This window comes from Pseudanabaena sp. UWO310 (assembly GCF_006861605.1).
In the GTDB taxonomy this organism is placed as follows: Bacteria; Cyanobacteriota; Cyanobacteriia; order Pseudanabaenales; family Pseudanabaenaceae; genus Pseudanabaena.
The window spans coordinates 20,001-40,543 of the sequence record NZ_SELU01000051.1; the positions used below are offsets into that span (position 1 = coordinate 20,001).

The following is a 20,543-nucleotide window of genomic DNA, read 5'->3' on the forward strand; positions in this document are numbered from 1 at the left end:
AACTATAACTTGCCTAAGCTTTAAGTAATTCGATCGCGGACTCTGCGGCGGCAAGCCCTGAATGATAGGCTGCTTCAATATTCTTACCTGCACACCAATCACCAGCGCAGATTAGCGGTAATGGAATTGCTGTGGATAAGCAAGAAACACCTAAAGACTCTTCGGCGAGGGCATAGCGCCAACGATGTACTTGCCACCATTCGGGACTAGCTAGCCATTTTGCTAATAATCTCCCCACTTGGTTGAGTAAAGGTTTCCCAGCAATTTCCAAATCGGGCTCTTCCATAGATTGCTTCGCAAAGTCGGCGGTGCTTTGGAGTACAAATACTGGTTGGATAGCTTTATCTGAATGTTTGCTACTGTCGTAGCTAATCCAATCAAGAATTGGATCGTTAATACAGCGAATAGCCTGCCATTCTAAAGGAACAGAATTACTGGCATTGTAGCCAGCCATAATAGTGACGCTAGGCGCAAAGGTAACAGACTGCACCGCGTGCAAAAAGTTGGGAGCCGCCGCAAGCACTTCTTCAAATATTGGGAGAAATTGGGGGGCGGGAATGGTGGAGACGATCGCCGCAGTTTCCAATAATTCTTGGCGATCGGTTACTAGCTGCCATTTGTCGTCTTTGTGACTGACACTAACGATACGAGCATTATTAATGATCGGGATTTCATGGGCAAGATATTTGGCGATCGCGGTCATACCCATTGGACAGCAGTAACGGGTGTGTCTTGCATCTGCTTCTGGGGCGATCAATCCCGATGCCGAGAGCTGATAGACATCACGAGTCCATTCTTGCACGATCCCCCTATCCTGTAGTTTACGCACAAACCTACCAAAACTATCACTCTTCACTGAAATTAGTTGCGCACCATGATCGACCCAAGTGCCTTGCAAACGTCTAGTTGCCATACGTCCTCCGACCCCTGCGGATTTCTCGACAATGGTTATATCTAGCCCTGCTTGCTTCAGTTGTTGGGCACAGGTTATACCAGCTATTCCTGCGCCGATCACGATTACATCTTTCATACAGTTTCAGTTCATGCCTCTTGAAGAGCTTAGCTCATCTTTAATTAATCGCAACCATCAAAAATAGTTTTTCATCACCTCCTTGAAATAAGTTGGGATGAAAAAATAAGCAGTTCAGCCAAAATCAGAGAATGTACCGATCGCTAAGCGGTCGGTACATTCTTCTCGGTTTTCTGAGCTGATTATTAAATCTATAGTGTATCCTGTATTTTCTCACCGTCATGATATGCAGCGAACAATACAGGACAGGTTTTGCCCCATGCGATCGCGCCATTGGCATCGAGACAAATTGCCCCAAAATCGCGATCGCGACTCTTTGCCTCAGCAATCGATTTTTCGACCGCTTGCTGAAGTGTCATCCCATCAGTGACTCGCACCACTACTCTAGTGGCAAATCCTTCATCGAGGATATCTTCGCCAACACCCGTACAGCTTACGCCTGCAAGTTTGTTAGCGTAGTTACCCGCAGGGGTTGCCGAGTCGCTGACTCGACCGATGCGCTCGAAACCTCTTCCGCCTGTGGATGTCCCCACACAAATGCTGCCATATCGATCTAGTACCACTGCACCGATCGTTCCCATTGCCACATCTGCCATCTTGCGAGTGAAGTTAGTTTTGCGCTCCTCTACCCATTCCGCAAGGCGTTCATCGGTGAGGGGATTGTAAATCGGGATGCCCAATTCGCGAGTAAGCTCCGCCGAGCCATAATCAGATAAAACGCGATCGTCACTAGTCTGCAAATGCTTAGCCAGATCAATGGGGTTTTTAACTCTTGCCGTATTGATGACACCACTGAAACTTTGGCGATCGCCATCCATAATCGAGGCACTCATGCGGATTTGCCCATCGGACTGCAATACGGAACCAGTTCCCGCATTAAAACGAGGATCGTCTTCCAGCATTTGACAAGCCTTGACGACAGCATCGATCGCCTTCGCGCCATCGAGCAACATCGGGTAAACGGTTTCAAGAACGGCAAATAGAGATTTGCGGACAGGTTCATAGCCGCCTTTACTTTCGACCGTGCTACCTGCGCCGCCATGAATAATGATTTTTGGTTGCATTTTTTATTTGGTAATTGGTAATTGGGGATGGGTAATTGGGGATGGGCGATTGGCGGTTAGCTTTTAGCGATTAGCTTTTAGCGGTTAGCTTTTAGCGGTTAGCTTTTAGCGGTTAGCTTTTAGCGGTTAGCTTTTTAAAATGGGAATTGGGGTTTCATTATCATTATTTAGATGTGACTTTTGATTCTCAATCACCAATCACCAATCACCAATCACCAAAAAGCTAACAGCCAACAGCTAACAGCTAACAGCCAACAGCCAACAGCTAACAGCTAACAACCAACAGCTAACAGCTAACAGCTAATAGCCAACAGCTAATAGCCAAAACCCCTACAATTCTCCAAATCCCTTTTTCTTTTTCTTCTTTTTGCCATAGGCAGGATTGCCTGATGGGGCTTGGTTGCCCATACCGCCCATTCCAGGGAAACCGCCGCCACCCATATTGGGCATTCCAGGGAAACTTGGCATCTTGCCCTGTCCCATTTGCTGCATCAAATCTCTCATCCTCTGGAAATCAGCCACGAGCTTAGTCACATCCTGAAGCTTGTAACCCGAACCATTGGCAATCCTTTGTTTGCGGCTAGGACTCTTGGCAATGAGGTTAGGATCCTTGCGTTCTTGTTTTGTCATCGAAGAGATCATCGACTCACAACGTTTGAGTTGCTTTTCGGCTTCTTGGATTTGTGCATCGTTGATTTTCATTCCTGGAAGCATCTTTAACATTCCCCCAAAAGAACCCATGTTTTTCATCATGCGAGTATTTTTGAGGAAGTCGTCAAAGTCAAACTGAGCTTTCAGGATCTTTTCTTGGAGATTTGCTGCGTCGGTGAAATCAATTTCTTCCTGAGCTTTCTCAACCAGAGTCAGTACGTCGCCCATGCCCAAAATCCGTGAAGCCATCCGTTCGGGATAGAAGGGTTGTAATGCTTCGACCTTTTCGCCGACACCGATAAATTTAATGGGCTGTCCCGAAATCTGCCGTACCGATAGCGCTGCACCACCGCGAGTATCGCCATCCATCTTGGTCAAAATTGCGCCTGTAATCCCAATCTCATCATGGAAGGTGCGTGTCAGTGTTGCCGCCTCTTGTCCTGTCATCGCATCGACGACTAGAAGTACCTCATTGGGCTTTATCGTATCTTTAACGCGCTTGAGTTCATCCATCATGTCGCGATCGATCTGCAAGCGTCCCGCCGTATCGATAATGACGGTATTAACGCCCAATTCCTTCGCCTTTGCCAAACCTTGACGGGCAATCTCGACAGGATCGGCATCGGCTCCCATTTCAAAGACTGGCACGTTGATTTGTTTGCCGAGGGTCAGCAACTGATCGATCGCGGCGGGACGATATACGTCAGTCGCTACGAGTAAAGTCGTGCGATCGAGTTTGCGTAAATGTAAAGCTAATTTGGCGGTAGCAGTCGTTTTACCCGTACCCTGCAAACCTGCCATCAAAATTACTGTGGGGGCGTTGCTTGCCTCGGCAAGCGGTACATTTGCCTCGCCCATCGTCCTGACCAATTCGTCATAAACGATCTTGATAAATTGCTGATCGGGGCGCACACCTGCGATTACATCAGCCCCTTGAGCCTGTTTGGAGATTTCTTCGACAAATTCTTTGACAACCTGTAGGTTGACATCTGCCTCTAAGAGCGCCCTGCGTACCTCACGAATCGCGCCCTGTATATTGGATTCAGAGATTTTGTCCTGTCCGCGTAACTTTTTCCAAGCCGCCTCAAATTTATCGGCGATTTCATCAAACATATCTAGTTTTGCTTTTGCTTTTGGTTCTAACTACTAATTTACCGTTACCACCGTTACATTGATCGCGATCTGTGAAAATTATGGCGGCGATCGCTATATTCAAAGATTGAGTCAGGGCTATTGATGTTGTTTAACCTAAAGCCTATTTCGTATAAGCACTTAGAAAAACTAATTGGTTTCTCATATCTTCAGCAGATTTTTGGCTGATCAATTTTAGCAATCCGCGTAATTGTTCTCCAATTGAATAGCGCTGTTGTGGAACAAGGATGATTCCACTATGCTCCATATCTTTTGCTAGAAAAATATGGTGAAGTTGCTGAAAATCCCCCATATTGAAACTATATATAACTCTTCTCTGTTCCGTTGCCCAAATTAGTTGTTCTTCGTCAGAGAAGCTAAATCTTGCAGCATCAGTCACTGTAATTACGTCAATATTAGACTTTCTGAGAGCTAAAACTAAAGCAATTTGAAGAGCATCTTCATCTAAATAAAGGCGAATTTGACTCATCGATTTGCGTAACTTGCTTCTAAATGGGCAAAGTCTTGATAGTAATTAGTGATTTCTAAGTCAATCAGTTCTTTATTGGAATAGTAGTAAGCAAGGGCAGCATATACCTTTGCTAGATCTAGATGTGGTCTTTGCTGAATGATTTCCTCTGGTTTCATTCCCGCATTAAAATCCACTGCGATCGTCTGTACGGTGGTTCTTGTGCCAGCGATGCGAGGACGACCACCACAAATTCCATGAGTTTGGGTAATTAGAGTACTGATGTCAACAATTGTTTGCATAGTTAACTCACTAAGATTTTCTAATAATTACTATCTTAGAGCCTGTTTGAAATGTCTCGCAAAGGCTTTGTGTATCAATGAAGAAAATTCAAGCTAAAATCGTGATATTAAGCTGTGAGTCTCCAAGCCATGATCCAAACTTTAACTGAGGGCGATCGCGAACATATTGTTAGGCAATTTGTAACGTGGGAGCAGTTCCAAGCATTGGAATCTGCTTTTGCAGATATTGATGGTGTGCGCCTGACTTATTGTGAGGGAGTTTTAGAAATTTTAGGTATCAAACGACCTGATGAAATGATCCGTACTCTGCTTGGAGCATTGTTAGGGCAGTATTTCATGATCAAGCATATTTGGTTTGTTTCTACTGGCGCATATACCCAGTCTTTGCAAGGACGCACCAACTTTCAAGCGGATTTGTCCTATAACTTTGATACGGAGAAAGAGATTTCGGATTTGTGTATTGAGGTGGTGGTGACGAGTGGTAATGTCGCTAAGCTCAGAAAATATCAATTGCTAGAGGTTCCTGAAGTTTGGTTTTGGGAAGATGGGAAGATTAGTGTTTTTTGCTTGCGGTCTGGGGATTATGTGCAGAGTTCCCATAGTTTATGCTTGCATGATTTGGATATTGAGCATTTGGAGCAATGTCTGTTGATGGATTCTCAGTTAGATGCAATGTTAGCTTTGGCTGAAAGGTATAGATAGTTTTTTATGGATTCAGTAAGTATTGTTACTAACAGTTCAACAAAAATTAAAGGTAGGAACTTAACAACTAAATGTAGGAACTTAACAACGTGCAAGTTAACAACAGTATTGATCAAGTGATTTTTGAAGAAAGAGATACTCAAATCTTCAATATCCCTGATACAAAAACTAAACTATCAACCTTACAGAACTACTTTTTCCCTCGACTGGAGATGTTGCTACGCTATACCCTTAATATTGTGGCGGAGGTATATGATGTCAATCCATATGAAAGAATGACCTTTGTTTACTGTCCAAATCATCGAGACAAAGCAAAGGAAAACAAAGACTTTGGAATGGTTCATATTGGAGTTGGAGCAAAACGCGGTGATAAACCTCTCAAAATTATCAAAAGAAATGGACAACCTTTTTCCTTTCATCCAACTTACCTAACTTTCAAGGTGTTACCTAGTGGAACAATTCATGCTGAGTTATTACCATTTAGGCAAGGAGTTGATGATGCTTATGTATCAAACATTTCAGGGATTATTGAAAAGTACAGTGATGTGCTAATGCCGATTTTATCGCTGGCACACATTTCACATAAAACATATAATCCCTTCTATGAATTTCTCCCTTTGTATAAAGCAATTTCACCTGAAGAAGTGGGTTATAATGGGATAAAACTTGTATCACCTAAATATTACTTTCCTGTTGATTCTAATCGAGGTTTATATGAATTGATTGTTGCATTCACACTTTTATATGCTTTAGCAGAGTCGTTCATCTGTATTGGGGAAGGAAAAGAACCCAATCTTGGCAAGATGCTCGAACAGTTTAAAGAATGGTATATCAAACTTGAAAATTACGAAGAAGATAAAGAGGAAGATATAGAAGAAGATTTTGAACTTTTAGAAATATCTGACCTTGATAGTTATTCTTTTGTGCGTGCAGGTAAATGGTGGTCTGTTTTGGCTAGAGATAAATGGAAATGTCTTAGTTGTGGTAGATCCGCAAGAGAAGATAGCGTTTTATTGGAAGTTGACCACATCATTCCGCGCTCTAAAGGAGGCTCTGATGACATCATCAATCTACAAACCCTCTGTAAAAAATGTAATATTGGTAAAAGCAACAAAGATAGTACAAGATTATGATCCAGTTATTTTAAGAGATCGCCTCTTGATGGGATATGTATTGATATGTATTAGGCGATCGCAGTTTATAGAGATTGAGTTGAGGGCGATCGCTTTTTGATGGGTGTGATGTAGGCGATCGCGGGTTGTTGAGTATGAGTTACTGGTGATCGCTTTTTGGTGGATTTTGTTTTAGGTGATCGCGAGTTTTGAGATTGAGTTGGGGGCGATCGCTTTTTGATGGATTGTGTTTTAGGCGATCGCAGGTTGTTGAGATTGAGTTGAGGGGCGATCGCTAGTTATCTTGGACTAGATTAAGCAATAAAATTGTTAATATTGTAGTAACTAACCACGAAAAATTATGACAAAGATAGAGCTAATCGAAAAGCAAATCGCTGATCTTGACTATGACTCATTTGCACAATTGCGTGAATGGTTTATTGAATTTGATCAAGCGATTTGGGATAAAAAACTCGAATCAGATTCTAATTCTGGCAAACTTGACTTCCTGATCAATGCTGCACTTGTTGAACATCAATCAGGGGAAACGATAGATCTGTGAAACATAAAACAGCATCCAGCTTTTGGAAGTATTACGAGAATCTACCAACAGATATTTGCGACCTTGCTGATAAAAACTTTCAGCTATTGAAAGATAATCCTTCGCATCCATCCTTGCAGTTTAAAAAAGTTGGGAAGGTATGGTCTGTAAGAGTTGGGTCTAATTACCGAGCGATCGCTACCCAGATTGAAGAGGGATATTTATGGATTTGGATAGGTACTCATGCTGAATATGATAAATTGCTGAGATAGGTGCTAAATATGTTAACAAATTCAGTAAAACTTCTAGATGTAGTAGCTCTAACTATCGATCTTCCCCAAGATAATCTATGGCGCGGACAGGTTGGCACAATCGTTGAAATACTTGCCAATGATCAAGCCTTTGAAGTCGAATTTAGCGATCGCAATTGAGTTGAGAGGCGATCCTCGTATTCACTGCAATTATAGAAACTGGTATAATCCAAGAATCAGTTTTAGCAAATTCGAGCCATGTTGTTTGATTGGGATGAGGAAAAAGCCAAAAGCAATCTTGCTAAACATGGAATCTCTTTCGATGAAGCCACTTCTGTATTTGACGATCCCTTATTTTTAACCTTTTCCGATCCAGAACACTCACTTCAAGAACAACGTTTTCTTATTATGGGAGAATCAGCGAGAGGAAGATTACTAGTTGTTTCTTACACTGATCGCAAAGATATCACACGTCTAATTAGCGCCCGTACAGCCACTCGCAAAGAACGTAAAGCATATGAATCAGAACTTTGAAATGGAAGATGATTTACGCCCCGAATACGACTTTACTCAACTCACTGTTGTTGCTCGTGGGCAAGGTAGGAAGCGATTGCCAATCACTGTGCAACTAGATCCCGATGTTGCAAAACTTTTCCCAGATTCAGGAGCCGTTAATGAAGGTTTGCGCTTATTAATGAGACTGATTAAACAATCTCCATCTCAACCAAATGAACAGTCTTTAACAACATATAGCAATTTGTAAATATTGCCTTTCACATATTTTAGTCGATCTTCTCTTGATAGGCTATGTATTAGGCGATCGCAGATTGTTGAGATTAAGTTAGGGGCGATCTCTTTTTTGTTGGAATTTAGGCGATCGCGTTTTTAGAGATTGAGTTGGGGCGATCGCCTTATCTTAAAAAACGATGCTAATATGAATTTAATCTACTCTGTAAGGAGTCAACTGTATGGCTAATATTACTTACGATGAACTTTTTGGAGCAGTGTTAACCCTGCCACCTCTATACAGAGCAATGCTTGCCGAACATCTTCTTAATAGTCTTGACGCAGTTGATCCTCAAGTTGAACTAGCTTGGGGTACAGAAATAACAAATCGCATAGAGGCTATCGATGCAGGTAAAGTCGCATTAATTCCAGCAGATCAAGTATTTCAGAAACTTAGGAATCGATAATGTTGCTTGAATTTGATCCTAATGCACAATTGGAACTTGAGGAAGCAACCTCATACTATGACAGCATTAATCGTAAACTAGGCAATACTTTTATTGATGCAGTCGAACGGACACTGAATCGTATTGTTCAGTTCCCCGAAGCATGGACACCAATGATTGCAAGCACAAGACGCTGCCACGTTGACGGATTTCCCTATGGCATTGTTTACAGAACCTACAATGAGCGCATCCAAGTTTTAGCTGTAATGCATTTGCAGCGCGAACCACGATATTGGATAAACAGAATTCAAGAGTGATGATAATAAAGTTGTTGAAATACTTGCAGATGGTCAAGCCTTTGAAGTCGAATTTAGCGATCGCAATGGTCGCACATACGAATCTCTAGGATTAACTCCAGAAGAATTTATGATCCTACGTTTCGAGCCAATATTACCTAATTCAAAAGCTCAACTAATTACTGTATGATCGCTTTTTGATGGGTTGTGATTTAGGCGATCGCAGATTGTTGAGATTAAGTTAGGGTCGATCGCTTTTTTGTTGGAATTTAGGCGATTGCGGGTTTTTGAGGTTGAGTAGAGGGCGATTTTTGATGGGTTGAGTTTTAGGCGATGCAAGTTAGAATGCTATAAGTACCTGTAATTAGGACTATAAAATCATGTCAACACAACAAGTCACCTTTCAAGAATGCAATACCCACTTCGCACAAATTTTTGAACGAGTATTAAAAAATCACGAAGTCATTTCAGTTTATAAAGAGCCAGAGCAAGGCATCGTCATACTAGACGCAAAAGAATATAGCAGTCTAGTCGAAACCTTGTACTTATTAAGCAATACTGCCAACCGCGATCGCTTATATCAAGGCATCTTACAACATCAACAAGGTCAAGTAAGAGAAATAGATGTTAAAGCTTACTTGGACTGAAAATGCCTTAAAAGACTTAGATTGGTGGCAACAGAACGACATCAAGATGCTGAAAAAGATTATCCAAATCTGTCTTGAAATTTGTAAAAACCCTACAACAGGATTGGGAAAGCCAGAACCTTTGAAATTTGAACTACAAGGTTACTGGTCTAGACGCATCAACCAAGAACATCGCATTATTTATGCTTTTGATGAAAACCAAGTGACCATTACCCAGTGCAGATTTCATTATCACAAATAGTCGGGTGAAGCGGCGATCGCTCTTTAATTAGGTTGAGTTTTAGGCGATCGCAGATTGTTGAGATTGATTTGAGGCGATCGCTTATTCCCAAAAATCAATATTGACAATAGAGTCAGTATCTTTCTCAAACTCCCATTCGTTAGGGAAAGTAAAACCTTTTGACTGATATTCTTTGCGATTATGCTTTACAGCAAATCGCAAAGCATCACTAAAATGTTCATCCCAATAGCTTTTGAGACTGGGATAGTTATTAAGTAATACCTCAAACTATTTCCTATTGACTGCGTTCTAATAATGCTACCCAGAGACGACGGGAACCAATTTGAGAACTATAAAATAGCAAATCGATTAACAATTTTAAGGCTAGTCGCTGAATCGCATCGGGTTTAGCCTGTTCCTCTTCTGCCATGCGTTCTTGATACAGACTATTAAAGCGATCTAGATAATCGCCGAGAATCGGTTCGCGGTAGGGAGGGTGTTTGAGAGCAGTACATTTCTCTAATTGAGCGACCGCATTACGAATAGCAAACTGCTGCTGCGCTGCTAAGGTACAACTGATTAAAGTCATGGCCCTTGCCTCATCAACATCTAGTTTTTTGCGCCCCTTCCCCTTGCGTAAGGGACTAGCCTGCCGTAACCGCCATAGAGTAATGCGATCGCTTAAAATCTCCTCCAAACCCAACTTTTCCGCAACCGCCAGCATTTCATCGGAGCCAATCCCCGTTAGAGCTTCCAAGGACAGCAGCACCAAATCCAGATGCGCTTTGATTGCCTGTAACTGAGGCAATTCTGGATCGTCAAAAGAAGGTGCAGGTTGGTTCATGAGTCAGAACTGGATTTAATTTGCGGTAAAGGAGGCAAGGGTAAAGGGCGATGTTTACCTCTTGAGTTTTCAGCAAGAGCTTTTGGTACATTGTCAAGCAAGGTAATATCTCCTAATTTACTGCTTAACTTGTCGCTTGCTAGATCGATCGCTTCCCCACGAGAAGCACTCCTTGCCCTGCCTTGAGTTGCCCAAGCCTGCATGAAACTAATCTGTTCTCTCGCTGTACTTGCTAGGGGATAGGTTTCCTTGATAGCGCCTAAAATATCCTCAGTACTAACGTCACGCTGTTCGTGGAAAGCGCGATACATCCCTTCAACGATCGCCTGTTCTATTTCCGCACCGCTAAATTCCTTAGAGATAGCAGCCATGCGATCAATATCAAAACTAGGTAACTCGGTCGGACGAAAACGTTTTAAGTGGAGTAAAAAGATTTCTTTCCGTTCTTCATAGGTGGGCAAATTAATAAAGAAGAGTTCGTCAAACCTTCCCTTTCGCAATAGCTCAGGGGGCAAGGCATGGATGTTATTGGCCGTTGCTACCACAAATACTGGGCTAGACTTCTCTTGCATCCAAGTTAACAGGGTTCCTAAGACCCGTTGACTGGTTCCCGAATCGCCCATACTATTCGCAATTCCACCGAAGGCTTTATCAATTTCGTCAATCCAGAGAATGCAAGGTGCTAGGGCTTCGGCAAGCTGGATCGTTTGGCGCGTGCGGCTTTCCGACTGCCCCACTAAGCTGCCAAATAGGCGACCAACATCCAATCGTAATAGGGGCAATCGCCAAAGATTGGCGATCGCTTTGGCACAGAGACTTTTGCCTGTTCCCTGAATCCCCAACAATAAAACTCCTCTGGGATTGGGTAAACCGAACGCTCTGGCTTCATCGGAAAAAGCCTGCTGTCGTTGCATTAACCAAAGTTTGAAATTGTCTAAACCGCCAATGCTATCTAAGGTCTCATTGGGAGTAAAGAACTCTAAGAATTCCGTTTGTCTGATGCGTTTTTGTTTCTCAACTAAAACGCGATCGATATCCGATTCATTCACAAAATGCTTTTGAACGATCGACTTAGAGAGGGTATGACAGATGCGATCGCGGGTCATGCCCATACAGGCTTTAATCAACTGTTCGAGACTATTACCCTCCATTCGCAACTGTTCGGGGGGGATCATCTGCTCGATAATATGACGGATTTCCGCCGTTTCGGGTAATGGAAAATAAAGAACTGCGATCTGTTCTTCGAGTTCCGAAGGCATCTCTAATAATGGACTCAACAGAATTAGGGTTTTACGCGAATTCCGAAAACTGCGATAAAGATTGCGAAGTTGACGCACCAAAATCTCATCTAGTCTTGGCGCAGCCAAACGCCGATGTAAATCTCGAAATACATAAATAGTTGCCGTTTGGCGATCGCTATTCTCCACCACTTGGAGAGCTTGCAGTAAATTATTTTTGCCTTCCTGATTATGCTCGAACCCACGCACGAGATCGTAATAAAGCATCTGACGGGGGGGACCACATTCCTGCGCGACCTGAGCGATCGCCTTTTCCGCACGCTCTTCCTCCCATGTCACGACATAAATAATCGGACATTTTGCGCGGATCAATAGACTAAGTTCTTCTTTAAAATTGAGAGATTTCATGCAGGGATGCCTTGGATTTCTAAAAACTCGCTGGGTGACATTGGCAAGCGGTTTTTCACAGATAATTTGACAAATAATTTCACAAATAATTTTAGAAGAAATCGTCGTTTGCTAACTGTCGATTTGGAGTTGGCAGCGATCTTAAATAGCTGAGAAATTGTAGTAGCTCGTCGTTACTTAATTGCTGCCGTGACTTTTTATCAAAAGTCCGTACTAAATAATCGCGCCCTTGGGCTTTTGTCCAGTTTAGACGCTCCATCTCCACATCGATTTTAGAGATCGGATCGGATAGATCGATTGGTTCGGGCGCGATCTGGGGTGATGAAGACTTGATCGTCGTAGGATTAGTCGTAGGATGAGACGAACGAGATGTTGTTACGGTTTCGCTAGGATTTTCATGGGGTGACGATATTGCGTTAGGTGCTGGTTCGCTCGGCGCATAGTAGACATGCTCTTCGGGTATATATTCGCTTGTCCCATAGTTACTTGATGCATAGTTTAAAGTCGGTTCGGCTTGAATGGTTTGCATCGTATGGCTTAACTGGGGATTAGCATTACGCTCCGAAAGGTTTCCCGCACTACCTAGGGCATTAAAATTAGCTGATGGCAGGGAATTGACCGTTGCAGGCTCCCGCGAAACTTGGGTGAGCATGGGCGATCCATAATTGCCATAGTTATTATCAAATCCATTGTCAAAGGCAAGCCCCGCGATCGTCAGAGCCCGTTTAATAGCCCGATCCTCTGCTATTTCAAGATCACTATCGACAGCCGTAGCAGTGCCCATAACCGCATCTCCTTCCGAGACGATCGCCCTAAAAGCATGGAGCCCGTCGATTTTGGGGAGCATCTCAGTTTGAATGCGACCTTGAGGATATTGAGAGCGAAACTGGGCAAACATAAATAAGTACGAAATCAATGTGGTTTAAGTAATTGGGGCAGGATCGAGGATGTTTCACAAACCTAGATAACTTATTGAAGGGTTATGTTTAGTAAAGTCTTAAAAGAATATCGGCATTGGCGATCGCGTGCAACATATCTCAAACCTCAGCTCTAAAAATTCTCTTAGTCTAGTAAGTATGGGCAACGTTTCACGCCGCCCATACCTATTTAGTACCAACATTCGCTAAGGTTACCCTATACCCAGGAATCTTATCCTCATCGACTTCATCGATCTGATCGGGATCGAGGTACTCATTGGCATAGCGTAAATACACTTTCTCGCTGACAAATAGATCGAACAGATCGGGGTCGATGTGATTTTCTAACTTCATCTTACCGAGAATTTGGAGGCATTCAGTTAAAGTTTTACCCTGTTTATAGGGGCGATCTTTAGCGCTGAGGGCTTCAAAAATATCAGCAATTCCCATCATCCTCGCAGGCAGAGACATTTGTTCGCGCGTTAAGCCTCGCGGATAGCCTTTCCCATCCATTCTCTCATGGTGACCGCCAGCATATTCTGGTACGCGACGAAGATTGCGCGGATAGGGTAATTGTTCGAGCATTTCGATCGTAACCACAATATGATCGTTGATAATTTTGCGCTCTTCGGTAGTAAGGGTTCCCCTAGAAATATTGAGGTTGTATAGTTCGTTCTCAGTCAAGAAATTAGTTTCGACACCCATAGGATCGATCCATCGATAGGTCGCAATGATTTGCAGCCTTTCTTTATATTCATTACTCATAAATTCGCCACCAATATTACAAATACGAAGAAAATCTTGGTCGCTGGAATATTGAGCGAGTTTTTGCTTAAACGACTCCTCTAGGGCAGGAATAATGCTGAGATTGCCTGACTCGATCGCCGCAATTTTTTGATTAAGAAAGCTAATTTCGGCATCCCGTTTGAGGACTTCAAAGCGAGTATTAATTAAGTGAATGCGATCAAATATTGTTTCGAGTTTAGTTGCTTTATCGATTACATGTACTGGGGTGGTTACTTTACCGCAGTCATGGAGCAGCCCTGCAATTTTTAGTTCGTATCTTTCCTCATCATCCAAACGGAAATTTTTGAAAATGCCATAATCTGCTTTACAGGCGGCATCGGCAATCATCATGGTCAAGGTGGGGACGCGGCGGCAGTGAGCGCCGTTGTAAGGCGATTTTTTGTCGATCGCCTCAGACATGAGATTAATAAATGATTCAAATAACTCGCGAAATTGACCGATTAGTTTGTTATTGGTTAAAGCGATCGCGGCTTGGGATGCTAAGGATTCGCCAATGCGCTGGGCAATCTTAGAAAATTCAATAATTTGACGATCATCTCCCTTGGCATTAATCAATTGCAAAACGCCAATCAATTCATTTTCATGATTGAGCATCGGTAAGGTCAAAAACGACTGCGATCGATAGCCCGTTTTGGTATCAAAAGCTCTAGTGCCCGCAAAGTCGAAACCCTTGGCAGTATAGGCATCAGGAATATTAATTGTTTTTTTGTACAAAGCGGCATGGGCGGCCACCATCGTGTTATTGGGATTCCCATCCGCGTCGTAGAGAGGCAAGGGATCAAAAGGAATCGGCTCTCCGAGTTGTGCGCCCATCATGATACCGAGAGAATCATTCATGATGATTTCAAATTGAAGATGCCGTTTGTCCTCCGTGGCTAGGTATAGTGTTCCACCATCGGCGTTTAAGATTGCCTTGGCTCCTTTTAAGATCATTTCTAGCAGCTTGGGCGTATTTTTTTCGGTCGAGAGTGCTATCCCGATCTCATTTAACTTTTCGATTAGTTCAAAGGATTCCGTTTTTGTTTCGCCCATATCCATTAGTTTGCATCTCTATTTATCAACAGCGTCTTGGTTTGGAAATATCATGAGGGAATTAATTTATTAACTTTTCTTGGGTTGATTCGGTTGAATAAATATTTTTGGTAGCGGAGGCAACCCAGTTTTTTCCCAGAACTGTTGAAATTGTTGAGGTTGAACTAGCTTCCATCCAAACAATAAAATCGTAGCTAAAAATGTTGTTGCTAGACCAAATTTTATAAAGTTGATCGCATTAAAGCCTTTGAAATTAGAGCTTGTGCGAGGGCTGGACTGTGGACTTGTGTCTCGGTCTACACCTAGATAGGCAGATTTTGAGGTTTCATTGGGTGAATTTGTGGGTTGGTGAGAGGATTGAACGGGTGTTTGCTCTAATTGTTCCTGTAGCTGTTTGATGACGAGTTGCACAATTGGTGGTTCTTGATCGGTTCTAGACCATTGTCTGGCAACTGCTGAAGGAATAGCGCAGAGGTTTTTAGACTCTAGCTTGGCAATGCGATCGCGTAAGGATATTTCATCAGAAATTAAAACTACACATTGTTGCGGATGAGCATTAGCAACTCCAGCAGCACTTCGAGCAACGTTCATCATCAATTTTGCCTTACGACTAAGATTTTGGGTAGCCCTAATCGCTAAATCGCTACGGTCAGAAGTTAAGGGGGTAGTTTTCCAGTTGAGTTTTGGGAGTAGTTTCTGAAATTGTTTAGCGGCCGATTCGTTACCTTCAGTTTTGCCACTGGCGATATTTCTAATTTCTACTGCTACAACCTCTGGCAAAAGACATTCGCCCAATTTGGCGATCGACTGCCAAGTATGAGGATCGGTTTGAGTAATGATACTTGTTTCCACAAGCAATAGATAAGAAACGTTGTACATAGGCAAAACATGGGTTTTATTTTTAGATAGTGTCATCTATCTAAACAATTAAGTGAGATTAAGTGAAATTAAGTGAAATAAAATCAAAGCCTAAGCTTATTTGAGCAGACGGGAACCTTGCCAATTACCGAAATTATTTGTACTACCCCCAATCCCATAGCTACCGTAAAATTCTTGACAACCCTCTCCAAAAACTATAATTCCTTTACCCTGTTGCTTCGGCTGTTGATTGGGCGTTTCCTGCCAATCAAAGGAAAGGACATTCTTGTTCAGCCTACCAGTTAATTCACCGCTAATTTTACCGCGTTCAAAATTTGTATATTCATACTTCCCTGAAACGAGGTTCTCTGCCTCTGACTGCAAGGTTACTTTGCCAAAGGGCGTTTGCCAATCTCCACCGATCTTAGATTTACAGATGAGGTTGCTATCTGGAGTTGCTTCAGGTGCGGTCAGATACTGCAATCCAAACATTGCGACCATAATCACGCCGCCGACTCCTAAAGCTACAAAAAACCAAGCGGCAGAAGCTTCCCATTCAAAGGTTTTGGCGGGGAGGTTGGTTTCCTGTGAGGTTTGCTCTGGAGTGGTTTCGCTTGCCGATGACGATAGAGATTCCTCTGCGGGAGGCGAAGGCTGTGGCTGCTTGCTTTTACTAAACCAAAGTTTTTGCATAGTTAGGGCAATGGTTGTGTTGCCAATATCTAGTATTACATTGTTGCATGATGATAAAACGCGTGCCGATCGATCCGCTCAGCGATTATGCTTAGCAATGGTGTAAGTAGCTTTTAGGTAACTCCATGTCTCAACCTTCGGAAACTGATATCCAGCAGATTTTCGATCGCATTGCCCCATTGTACGATCGCTTTAACGATCTGCTGAGCTTAGGACAGCATCGCGTTTGGAAAAAGATGGCTCTGCGCTGGTGCGAACCGCGACAGGGGGAAAAATGGCTCGATCTTTGCTGTGGTTCTGGGGACATGACAACCTTACTGGCTCAACTAGTTGCGCCAAGGGGGCAGGCGATCGGCGTAGATTTTTCTAAACAACTATTAGCGATCGCCGCCGATAAGACCAATAACTACGCGCCCACAATTCAAAAATGTCTCTCATGGCAAGAAGGGAATGTTTTGGAGCTACCTTTTAGCGATAATACCTTTGACGGAGCCACTCTCGCCTATGGGTTGCGAAATGTGACAAATATTCCTCAATGTTTAGCCGAATTGCACCGCGTTCTCAAACAGGGAGCAAAAGCCGCCATCTTAGACTTTCATCGCCCTAGCGATCGCCTAATGCAAAGTTTTCAAGATTTTTACTTGGAGCGAGTGGTCGTACCCATGGCTGATCGCTTTGCGATGACTGAGGAATATGCCTATATTGCCCCAAGTTTAGCGAGGTTTCCCGTTGGTACTGAGCAGGTAAAATTAGCCAAAGCCGCAGGATTTATGCAGGCAACCCACTATGCGATCGCCAATGGCATGATGGGAATATTAGTTTTGCAGAAAAAGCTTTAGGAATTTAAGGATGGGCGGCGCTTAGCGCCGCCCATCCTTAAATTCCTAATACTCGATCAATTTGTGGTTTGTAGTCTATAGATTTATTTGCTTGGTTACAATTGATGAAGTACATCCTGCCCACTAAACGAACACATACTCTGGTTTTGATTTTTAATCCTGCCGAATTACGTAAGTAAGTGGGCTTCATTAAATATAAAACCCTAAAACCTGCGGCGCACGCGCAGCGTGCGCCGCAGGTTTTAGCTCTGGATTTTAATTGTGCTGAGGTACTTATTTAAATGCCAATTTACAGCGCTTTGCGCTCAAACCCAAACCAAGAAGATTTTTGAAAGCTTTGCAAAGCAAAGCTTTCAAAAATCTTCTTGGGGTTCGTTTGATCGATAATTGCTGTAAGTACCAATTTTAAGTGCCAAGTCAAACTTCAATGCTGAATTATCTGAATTTATGGTCGTAAAAGTTTTAGAACTGCCAAGTTGGGAAAATATTAAACGGGAATGGCGTGATGCTGATGTATTACTGCTGGTTTTTCCGATTTTATTGACGATTCTAGGTGGTATTGCCATTTTTAGCTCGGACTATAGCGCTAGACGTACCGAATGGTGGCAGCATTGGGCGACTGGTTTAGTAGGATTGACAGCGATGTTTTCGATCGCGCGATTTCACTACGATCGCCTGTTGCGCTTGCATTGGGTTACCTACGCCATTACCAATATCTCCTTGATTTTGGTATTAGCGATCGGGACGACCGCGTTAGGAGCAGAGCGGTGGATTACGATCGGCGGCTTTAACATTCAGCCTTCGGAATTTGCGAAGGTGGGCATCATTATTTCTTTAGCGGCCGTAATGCACGATCGCCCAATTCACAGTCCCATCGATGCCTTTAAAGTTGCTTGGGTAACATTGCCCCCTTGGATTTTGATCTTTTTACAACCAAATTTAGGTACGGCTCTGGTATTTGCGGCAATTACCATTGGAATGCTCTATTGGGCAGGGGCAAGTCTAGGTTGGCTGGTATTGATATTTTCGCCAATTGTTTCGGCGGTCTTGTTTTCGCTTTATTTACCTGTTTGGATTGTCTGGGTGATCCTGATGGGGGTGGCGGCTTGGGTCTCTCTGCCTTGGTTTCGTATTGCTAGCACGATCATAGCTGTGGTTGTTAATTTAGTGGCGGGACAAGCTGGAGCGATCCTGTGGAATGTGCTGCATGATTACCAAAAAAAGCGGTTACTTCTTTTTGTTGATCCCAATCAAGATCCCCTTGGCGCTGGTTACCACGTCATTCAGTCAAAAATCGCGATCGGTGCAGGGAAATTGCTCGGTCAGGGTTGGCTGAAGGGTACGCAAACCCAATTAAATTTTATTCCCGAACAACATACAGATTTCATATTTTCGGCGATCGGTGAAGAGTTTGGCTTTATTGGCTGTATCTGTGTGTTGCTATTGTTCGTTGGTATTTGCTGGCGTTTGCTGGTAATTGCCGTAAATGCGCGGGATAATTTCGGCTCATTGTTAGCGATCGGTGTATTTTCCTTTGTGCTATTTCAAACCTTTGTAAATATTGGCATGAATATTAATGTCGCCCCTGTAACGGGCATTCCCCTGCCTTGGCTCAGTTATGGGCGATCGGCATTACTCGCTAATTTTATGGCGATCGGCTTGGTGGAGTCGGTTGCCGCCCATAAACGAACGATCAAGTTTTAGGTAATAAGTTCGCTTTCCGCTCAGCTCATTTATAGCAATTATCGATCAAACGAACAAAGTAAAAATCATGAAAGCGTTGCAAAGCAACGCTTTCATGATTTTTCTTGGTTTGGGTTTGAGCGCAAAGCGCTGTAGGATTGCTATAGCTGTTGCCAAATAAGCTCAGGAAGCCTTAACTTTGCCTAGAACAAATTTAAAATTGCTGTGGTTATACTATTAAAGCTAATTTAAGTGCTTCTTGAGCAGTTTTTATAATTATGCCGACACAAGTTGAAGATTATCGATCGCCTAAGGTCACCGTTGTTGGTGCGGGTAACGTTGGCGGCATGTTAGCTCAGCGCATTGCTAAGCAAAATTTGGCAGATGTGGTGTTATACGATATCGTGCAAGGCAAACCCCAAGGTATTGCCCTCGATCTATTACAAGCCCACACAATTTCCGATCTTGATCGCCAAATTATTGGTACTAATGACTATGGCGATACCAAAGATTCTGACATAATCGTCGTCACTGCGGGCTTACCACGCAAAGATGGCATGAGCCGCAATGATTTATTGAGGATTAATGCTTCGATCGTCAAAGAGGTAGTGCAACAGACGATCGCTCTATCCCCTAACGCGATTTTACTGATAGTTACTAATCCGCTAGATGTAATGACCTATCTGGCATGGCAAGTAAGCGGATTACCACCTCAGCGGGTAATTGGTATGGCAGGAGTTCTAGATGCTGCGAGATTCCAAACCTTTATTGCGATGGAACTAAAAATTTCCAGTGCTGATATCTATACTACTGTTTTAGGTGGTCATGGTGATTTGATGCTTCCTTTGCCACGTCTATCAACGGTAAATGGCGTGCCAATTACCGAACTGCTATCTCAAGAGGCGATCGCTAGACTAGTGGAGAGAACGCGTAATGGAGGTGCTGAAATCGTGCAGTTACTCCAAAATGGCAGCGCTTATTTTGCTCCATCGGCGGCAGTCAATGTCATGGTGGAAGCAATCATTAGCGATCGGCATCGGGTTTTGCCTGCCGCAGCTTATCTGACAGGCGAATATGGTTTAAGGGATATATTTATGGGTGTTCCCGTGCAATTAGGGCGACAGGGCGCGGAAAAAATTGTCGAGCTAAAGCTTTTAGATGAAGAACTTGCCGCACTCCACGCTTCAGCAGCATCCATCCAAGCAAATATTAATCTATTGTGATTAATTTATTGTGATTAATCTATATCTAGAAGAGCATACCGCCCGCTACGCGGGCGGTATGCTCTTCTAATACCAATTCCCAAAATAGCGTTGCCATTTTGGGAATCTCAAAATCTTACTGGGTTTGGTGTTTAATTCACAAAAGTGTTGTCACACTTTCGTGAATTGGTATAACGTGATTTTGGGATAATTTGAAATGGGATTTGAGAAAGGGTTTGCGTAGCAAACCCTTTCTCAAAGTCTAAGAGTAAAAGCCTTGCCACGCAAGGCTTTTACTCTTGGAATTTTAAACCCACATTCCGCTCTTATTTTACTGAAAAAAGTATTTAGAAAACAAATCCTTATACAGTAAGTGTTTTGAGCTTTGCCAGCAAAAATATCACTATCTTAATACTTTAAATAGTGATGCACTA

The 20,543-nt window shown here is 43.0% G+C and carries 24 protein-coding genes and 3 pseudogenes; 15 read left to right on the plus strand and 12 right to left on the minus strand.

Features of this window, described 5'->3' with window-relative positions; genetic code table 11:
- Positions 1–13: 13 nt before the first annotated feature.
- From PseudUWO310_RS16185 to PseudUWO310_RS16205, 5 genes are all read right to left on the minus strand, one after another.
- Positions 14–1,030 carry an NAD(P)/FAD-dependent oxidoreductase gene (locus PseudUWO310_RS16185; RefSeq protein WP_142603082.1) on the minus strand — a complete coding sequence of 339 codons (1,017 nt, stop codon included), beginning with the start codon at positions 1,028–1,030 and terminating at the stop codon, positions 14–16.
- Between the two features lie 191 nt (positions 1,031–1,221).
- On the minus strand, positions 1,222–2,094 hold the full coding sequence (locus PseudUWO310_RS16190; RefSeq protein WP_055075376.1) for an isoaspartyl peptidase/L-asparaginase: 873 nt from the start codon (positions 2,092–2,094) through the stop codon (positions 1,222–1,224).
- 330 nt (positions 2,095–2,424) lie between these two features.
- Complete coding sequence (ffh, locus tag PseudUWO310_RS16195) at positions 2,425–3,858, minus strand: signal recognition particle protein (RefSeq protein WP_142603084.1); 1,434 nt, start codon at positions 3,856–3,858, stop codon at positions 2,425–2,427.
- Positions 3,859–4,000: 142 nt separating this feature from the next.
- Positions 4,001–4,366 carry a DUF5615 family PIN-like protein gene (locus tag PseudUWO310_RS16200; protein ID WP_142603086.1) on the minus strand — a complete coding sequence of 122 codons (366 nt, stop codon included), beginning with the start codon at positions 4,364–4,366 and terminating at the stop codon, positions 4,001–4,003.
- A complete protein-coding gene (locus tag PseudUWO310_RS16205; RefSeq protein WP_142603088.1) occupies positions 4,363–4,647 on the minus strand; it encodes a DUF433 domain-containing protein in 285 nt (94 codons plus the stop codon). The genes PseudUWO310_RS16200 and PseudUWO310_RS16205 overlap by 4 nt, the downstream gene beginning before the upstream one ends.
- Positions 4,648–4,761: 114 nt before the next feature.
- Here PseudUWO310_RS16205 and PseudUWO310_RS16210 point away from each other — a divergent pair, with 114 nt between their 5' ends.
- The 12 genes and pseudogenes from PseudUWO310_RS16210 to PseudUWO310_RS16265 all read left to right on the plus strand — a co-directional run bounded on the left by PseudUWO310_RS16210 (position 4,762) and on the right by PseudUWO310_RS16265 (position 9,609).
- Positions 4,762–5,349 (plus strand): Uma2 family endonuclease, encoded by a 588-nt coding sequence (locus PseudUWO310_RS16210; protein WP_223805704.1) that lies wholly within the window; start codon positions 4,762–4,764, stop codon positions 5,347–5,349.
- Between the two features lie 89 nt (positions 5,350–5,438).
- The gene (locus PseudUWO310_RS23360; protein ID WP_223805705.1) at positions 5,439–6,482 is read left to right on the plus strand and encodes an HNH endonuclease; all 1,044 of its coding nucleotides are present in this window, start codon (positions 5,439–5,441) and stop codon (positions 6,480–6,482) included.
- A 340-nt stretch (positions 6,483–6,822) separates the two neighbouring features.
- Positions 6,823–7,023, plus strand: a complete 201-nt coding sequence (locus PseudUWO310_RS16220; RefSeq protein ID WP_142603092.1) for a hypothetical protein — start codon at positions 6,823–6,825, stop codon at positions 7,021–7,023.
- Complete coding sequence (locus tag PseudUWO310_RS16225; protein WP_142603094.1) at positions 7,020–7,274, plus strand: type II toxin-antitoxin system HigB family toxin; 255 nt, start codon at positions 7,020–7,022, stop codon at positions 7,272–7,274. Before PseudUWO310_RS16220 ends, PseudUWO310_RS16225 begins: the two co-directional genes overlap by 4 nt.
- A gap of 9 nt (positions 7,275–7,283) precedes the next feature.
- A pseudogene (locus PseudUWO310_RS16230) lies at positions 7,284–7,430 on the plus strand (DUF4926 domain-containing protein); the annotation flags it as partial.
- An 81-nt stretch (positions 7,431–7,511) separates the two neighbouring features.
- On the plus strand, positions 7,512–7,787 hold the full coding sequence (locus PseudUWO310_RS16235; RefSeq protein WP_055075006.1) for a BrnT family toxin: 276 nt from the start codon (positions 7,512–7,514) through the stop codon (positions 7,785–7,787).
- Complete coding sequence (locus tag PseudUWO310_RS16240) at positions 7,771–8,016, plus strand: hypothetical protein (protein ID WP_142603099.1); 246 nt, start codon at positions 7,771–7,773, stop codon at positions 8,014–8,016. The genes PseudUWO310_RS16235 and PseudUWO310_RS16240 overlap by 17 nt, the downstream gene beginning before the upstream one ends.
- A gap of 205 nt (positions 8,017–8,221) precedes the next feature.
- Complete coding sequence (locus PseudUWO310_RS16245) at positions 8,222–8,446, plus strand: addiction module protein (RefSeq protein WP_142603101.1); 225 nt, start codon at positions 8,222–8,224, stop codon at positions 8,444–8,446.
- Complete coding sequence (locus PseudUWO310_RS16250) at positions 8,446–8,742, plus strand: type II toxin-antitoxin system RelE/ParE family toxin (protein ID WP_142603103.1); 297 nt, start codon at positions 8,446–8,448, stop codon at positions 8,740–8,742. Before PseudUWO310_RS16245 ends, PseudUWO310_RS16250 begins: the two co-directional genes overlap by 1 nt.
- A 10-nt stretch (positions 8,743–8,752) precedes the next feature.
- Positions 8,753–8,911: pseudogene (locus PseudUWO310_RS16255) on the plus strand (DUF4926 domain-containing protein); the annotation flags it as partial.
- Between the two features lie 190 nt (positions 8,912–9,101).
- A complete protein-coding gene (locus PseudUWO310_RS16260; protein WP_142603105.1) occupies positions 9,102–9,368 on the plus strand; it encodes a type II toxin-antitoxin system Phd/YefM family antitoxin in 267 nt (88 codons plus the stop codon).
- On the plus strand, positions 9,346–9,609 hold the full coding sequence (locus tag PseudUWO310_RS16265) for a Txe/YoeB family addiction module toxin (RefSeq protein WP_142603107.1): 264 nt from the start codon (positions 9,346–9,348) through the stop codon (positions 9,607–9,609). The genes PseudUWO310_RS16260 and PseudUWO310_RS16265 overlap by 23 nt, the downstream gene beginning before the upstream one ends.
- A gap of 81 nt (positions 9,610–9,690) precedes the next feature.
- On the opposite strand, the pseudogene PseudUWO310_RS23975 reads toward PseudUWO310_RS16265, so the two are convergent.
- From PseudUWO310_RS23975 to PseudUWO310_RS16300, 7 genes and pseudogenes are all read right to left on the minus strand, one after another.
- Positions 9,691–9,855, minus strand: a pseudogene (locus PseudUWO310_RS23975) (DUF29 family protein); the annotation flags it as partial.
- A 28-nt stretch (positions 9,856–9,883) separates the two neighbouring features.
- The gene (locus tag PseudUWO310_RS16275) at positions 9,884–10,432 is read right to left on the minus strand and encodes a DUF3038 domain-containing protein (RefSeq protein WP_142603109.1); all 549 of its coding nucleotides are present in this window, start codon (positions 10,430–10,432) and stop codon (positions 9,884–9,886) included.
- Positions 10,429–12,078 (minus strand): AAA family ATPase, encoded by a 1,650-nt coding sequence (locus PseudUWO310_RS16280; RefSeq protein ID WP_142603111.1) that lies wholly within the window; start codon positions 12,076–12,078, stop codon positions 10,429–10,431. The genes PseudUWO310_RS16275 and PseudUWO310_RS16280 overlap by 4 nt, the downstream gene beginning before the upstream one ends.
- 91 nt (positions 12,079–12,169) lie before the next feature.
- Positions 12,170–12,976, minus strand: coding sequence for a hypothetical protein (locus PseudUWO310_RS16285; RefSeq protein WP_142603113.1), 807 nt, complete (start codon positions 12,974–12,976; stop codon positions 12,170–12,172).
- A gap of 205 nt (positions 12,977–13,181) precedes the next feature.
- Positions 13,182–14,840: an HD family phosphohydrolase gene (locus tag PseudUWO310_RS16290; RefSeq protein WP_142603115.1), complete on the minus strand. Its 1,659-nt coding sequence runs from the start codon at positions 14,838–14,840 to the stop codon at positions 13,182–13,184.
- Positions 14,841–14,903: 63 nt separating this feature from the next.
- The gene (locus PseudUWO310_RS16295) at positions 14,904–15,749 is read right to left on the minus strand and encodes a hypothetical protein (protein ID WP_142603117.1); all 846 of its coding nucleotides are present in this window, start codon (positions 15,747–15,749) and stop codon (positions 14,904–14,906) included.
- A 60-nt stretch (positions 15,750–15,809) separates the two neighbouring features.
- The gene (locus tag PseudUWO310_RS16300) at positions 15,810–16,385 is read right to left on the minus strand and encodes a hypothetical protein (protein WP_142603120.1); all 576 of its coding nucleotides are present in this window, start codon (positions 16,383–16,385) and stop codon (positions 15,810–15,812) included.
- A 125-nt stretch (positions 16,386–16,510) separates the two neighbouring features.
- Here PseudUWO310_RS16300 and ubiE point away from each other — a divergent pair, with 125 nt between their 5' ends.
- The 3 genes from ubiE (at position 16,511) to mdh (ending at position 20,130) form a co-directional block, all read left to right on the plus strand.
- Positions 16,511–17,224, plus strand: coding sequence for a bifunctional demethylmenaquinone methyltransferase/2-methoxy-6-polyprenyl-1,4-benzoquinol methylase UbiE (gene ubiE / locus PseudUWO310_RS16305; protein WP_142603121.1), 714 nt, complete (start codon positions 16,511–16,513; stop codon positions 17,222–17,224).
- Positions 17,225–17,671: 447 nt separating this feature from the next.
- On the plus strand, positions 17,672–18,928 hold the full coding sequence (gene rodA / locus PseudUWO310_RS16310) for a rod shape-determining protein RodA (RefSeq protein WP_055074941.1): 1,257 nt from the start codon (positions 17,672–17,674) through the stop codon (positions 18,926–18,928).
- Positions 18,929–19,185: 257 nt separating this feature from the next.
- Entirely contained in the window at positions 19,186–20,130 is a 945-nt protein-coding gene (gene mdh / locus PseudUWO310_RS16315; protein WP_142603123.1) for a malate dehydrogenase, read from the plus strand.
- The last annotated feature ends 413 nt before the right edge of the window (positions 20,131–20,543 follow it).

Excerpts from the sequence above, each read along its gene's own strand:
- PseudUWO310_RS16185 (WP_142603082.1), bottom strand. The coding sequence starts at position 1,030 with ATGAAAGATGTAATCGTGATCGGCGCAGGAATAGCTGGTATAACCTGT.
- PseudUWO310_RS16190 (WP_055075376.1), bottom strand. The coding sequence starts at position 2,094 with ATGCAACCAAAAATCATTATTCATGGCGGCGCAGGTAGCACGGTCGAA.
- ffh (WP_142603084.1), bottom strand. The coding sequence starts at position 3,858 with ATGTTTGATGAAATCGCCGATAAATTTGAGGCGGCTTGGAAAAAGTTA.
- PseudUWO310_RS16200 (WP_142603086.1), bottom strand. The coding sequence starts at position 4,366 with ATGAGTCAAATTCGCCTTTATTTAGATGAAGATGCTCTTCAAATTGCT.
- PseudUWO310_RS16205 (WP_142603088.1), bottom strand. The coding sequence starts at position 4,647 with ATGCAAACAATTGTTGACATCAGTACTCTAATTACCCAAACTCATGGA.
- PseudUWO310_RS16220 (WP_142603092.1), top strand. The coding sequence starts at position 6,823 with ATGACAAAGATAGAGCTAATCGAAAAGCAAATCGCTGATCTTGACTAT.
- PseudUWO310_RS16235 (WP_055075006.1), top strand. The coding sequence starts at position 7,512 with ATGTTGTTTGATTGGGATGAGGAAAAAGCCAAAAGCAATCTTGCTAAA.
- PseudUWO310_RS16240 (WP_142603099.1), top strand. The coding sequence starts at position 7,771 with ATGAATCAGAACTTTGAAATGGAAGATGATTTACGCCCCGAATACGAC.
- PseudUWO310_RS16245 (WP_142603101.1), top strand. The coding sequence starts at position 8,222 with ATGGCTAATATTACTTACGATGAACTTTTTGGAGCAGTGTTAACCCTG.
- PseudUWO310_RS16250 (WP_142603103.1), top strand. The coding sequence starts at position 8,446 with ATGTTGCTTGAATTTGATCCTAATGCACAATTGGAACTTGAGGAAGCA.
- PseudUWO310_RS16260 (WP_142603105.1), top strand. The coding sequence starts at position 9,102 with ATGTCAACACAACAAGTCACCTTTCAAGAATGCAATACCCACTTCGCA.
- PseudUWO310_RS16265 (WP_142603107.1), top strand. The coding sequence starts at position 9,346 with ATGTTAAAGCTTACTTGGACTGAAAATGCCTTAAAAGACTTAGATTGG.
- PseudUWO310_RS16275 (WP_142603109.1), bottom strand. The coding sequence starts at position 10,432 with ATGAACCAACCTGCACCTTCTTTTGACGATCCAGAATTGCCTCAGTTA.
- PseudUWO310_RS16280 (WP_142603111.1), bottom strand. The coding sequence starts at position 12,078 with ATGAAATCTCTCAATTTTAAAGAAGAACTTAGTCTATTGATCCGCGCA.
- PseudUWO310_RS16285 (WP_142603113.1), bottom strand. The coding sequence starts at position 12,976 with ATGTTTGCCCAGTTTCGCTCTCAATATCCTCAAGGTCGCATTCAAACT.
- PseudUWO310_RS16290 (WP_142603115.1), bottom strand. The coding sequence starts at position 14,840 with ATGGATATGGGCGAAACAAAAACGGAATCCTTTGAACTAATCGAAAAG.
- PseudUWO310_RS16295 (WP_142603117.1), bottom strand. The coding sequence starts at position 15,749 with ATGACACTATCTAAAAATAAAACCCATGTTTTGCCTATGTACAACGTT.
- PseudUWO310_RS16300 (WP_142603120.1), bottom strand. The coding sequence starts at position 16,385 with ATGCAAAAACTTTGGTTTAGTAAAAGCAAGCAGCCACAGCCTTCGCCT.
- ubiE (WP_142603121.1), top strand. The coding sequence starts at position 16,511 with ATGTCTCAACCTTCGGAAACTGATATCCAGCAGATTTTCGATCGCATT.
- rodA (WP_055074941.1), top strand. The coding sequence starts at position 17,672 with ATGGTCGTAAAAGTTTTAGAACTGCCAAGTTGGGAAAATATTAAACGG.
- mdh (WP_142603123.1), top strand. The coding sequence starts at position 19,186 with ATGCCGACACAAGTTGAAGATTATCGATCGCCTAAGGTCACCGTTGTT.